1 protein-coding gene and 2 pseudogenes are annotated in these 1,821 nt (G+C 57.5%); 2 read left to right on the top strand and 1 reads right to left on the bottom strand.

Translation table 11 applies throughout. The features are described from left to right. Positions 1 to 132, top strand: a pseudogene (locus EN906_RS32830) (IS481 family transposase); the annotation flags it as partial. Between the two features lie 161 nt (positions 133 to 293). On the opposite strand, the gene EN906_RS32825 reads toward EN906_RS32830, so the two are convergent. Next, on the bottom strand, positions 294 to 566 hold the full coding sequence (locus tag EN906_RS32825; protein ID WP_199489650.1) for a hypothetical protein: 273 nt from the start codon (positions 564 to 566) through the stop codon (positions 294 to 296). Positions 567 to 1,739: 1,173 nt separating this feature from the next. On the opposite strand from EN906_RS32825, the pseudogene EN906_RS32820 reads away from it, so the two are divergent. Beyond that, positions 1,740 to 1,821, top strand: a pseudogene (locus tag EN906_RS32820) (peroxiredoxin); the annotation flags it as partial.

Here is a 1,821-nt window from a genome sequence, read left to right as displayed (position 1 = left end):
CATCGTGCCGCCGAACTGCCTGTCTGGCTGCACAGATACAATTGGCATCGTCCACATGGCAGCCTAAAGTCAAAAACGCCTATCAGTCGCCTCGCCCTGATCGAGGACAACCTGTTGAAGCTCCACAACTAGGTCGTCCAGCATCACAGTGAACCGCGTACGTAGTATTTTGTCGTAGGCGGCATTCTGGATAGCCGGATACGGGCTCTTCACCCGCTGCACCACCGATTGCGGGATGATGTCGCGAGAAACATTCACGGATTTCGTGAAAAAAGTGTACCCGCCGAAGAGCCCTACTCGCGGGGGCGGTGCAGCACCACCTCGGTGTCACTGCTCGTGTTCATGCGATGGACTAGGCCGGCCAGCTGTTGACGCAGCTCGCGGTAGTTGTAAGTCTCACCCGTGTAGACGAGCACCAAGTCAGGTCGGCCATCCCCCTGGAGCATCCTCGGCTGGCGGCCGCCCTGGATATCGATGATTGCCAGGCGGTGGTGTCCCAGCGCCGCAGGCCCGCCGATCCAAGTCCCCTCGTCGTCCGGACCGTGGTTCGCTATGGTGGCCGTCATATCGGCAAGCTCCCTTCGCGCATCGGGACCTCCGAGGTCTCGATTGAAGTCGATCCATTCACAGATGCCGCACAGGTTATGTCGCCGCATTTGGGCGAAGCAGATATAAGGCCAGTGGGAAACCATCGAGGCAAAGTGACGGATCTAGCCCAGCTACGATCCGCATCCGACATTGTCGGACATCGGACAGCACCGCGATTCGCTGCATAGGAAGCCTGGAGTCGCGATTTCCCCTGGGGGAATCAGCGCATGAAAGGAGAGCTGGGTCGTGTCTGCCGAAATGAGAAATTGCTCCCCCTTATTGCATCACCGAGGAATGTTACCCAGCGCGATAGACGGACATGCCCTATCTCCCCCCGTTGCAGCTGAGGGAGATAGGGGCCAGCTCTTCATTCAACCCTCATGGAGGATGATCAGCCCAGCCATTTCCATGCGCCGGCCTTCACAAGCCGTGCACCATTCAGGTTCTTTTCCTTGAAGCGCGACGATCCTTGTCAGACGTCGCAACACTTGCTGCCGAGAGCACGAGCTCTTCCTCGAGCATGCCTTGATCTGCGCCTCGAACGGCTCGCACATGCTGGGTTTCAACGACTTCGCAGAGGTTGATATTCTGCAGTGACTTCGTCTCGCTGCTGCACGGCATTGACGCTGGGAGCCATGCTCGCGTGGCGCAATTGTGCTGAAGCCGGTGCCCACGGCAACGTTTCTTAACCCGCCCCAGATCCTGGCGTTTGGCTATTTCCGACATTCGTGTCCGGCTTCGGACAAAGGCCGGGTTTGCCGAACGGAGTCGCACCCAATTTCCAGTGCTGCTTGAGCAATAATATCGACCGGCATTACTGCACAACACGAAAGTTGCTGCAAAAACCGAAGTGAACCCAAGGCATCGGGTCAATTGGCATGGCGCTTGCGACTCGGTCGATAGAACGCAGTCAAAATCACGGTTGCAGACCATGCCTACCTCTCAAAGCTCGATAAAGCACGCGAGCAAAATTCCCCGTCTCCGCGGAAGCTCGTCGCCGTTAAACGTGCCTGCTCGGGGGCGGTCTTGCACAAGACCGGTCCGAGGCAACCACGCCAAGGCGCGAGGCTGCCGGAACTGTCGACCGAAGTCGATGCCGCTTCAGTTTAACCGAAAAATGCACCGTACCACTTTGGCCTGGAAGCAAATCAATGACCTATAGAAAGAACGTTCCTCTCGTGACCTTTCGCACGCGTGTTCGCGATGAGTCGATCGGGGGGCCAAATCCTTATC

The sequence above is a fragment of the Mesorhizobium sp. M7A.F.Ca.CA.004.06.1.1 genome (assembly GCF_003999135.1).
Taxonomy (GTDB): Bacteria; Pseudomonadota; Alphaproteobacteria; order Rhizobiales; family Rhizobiaceae; genus Mesorhizobium.
This window is presented reverse-complemented; position numbering and strand designations above follow the sequence as displayed.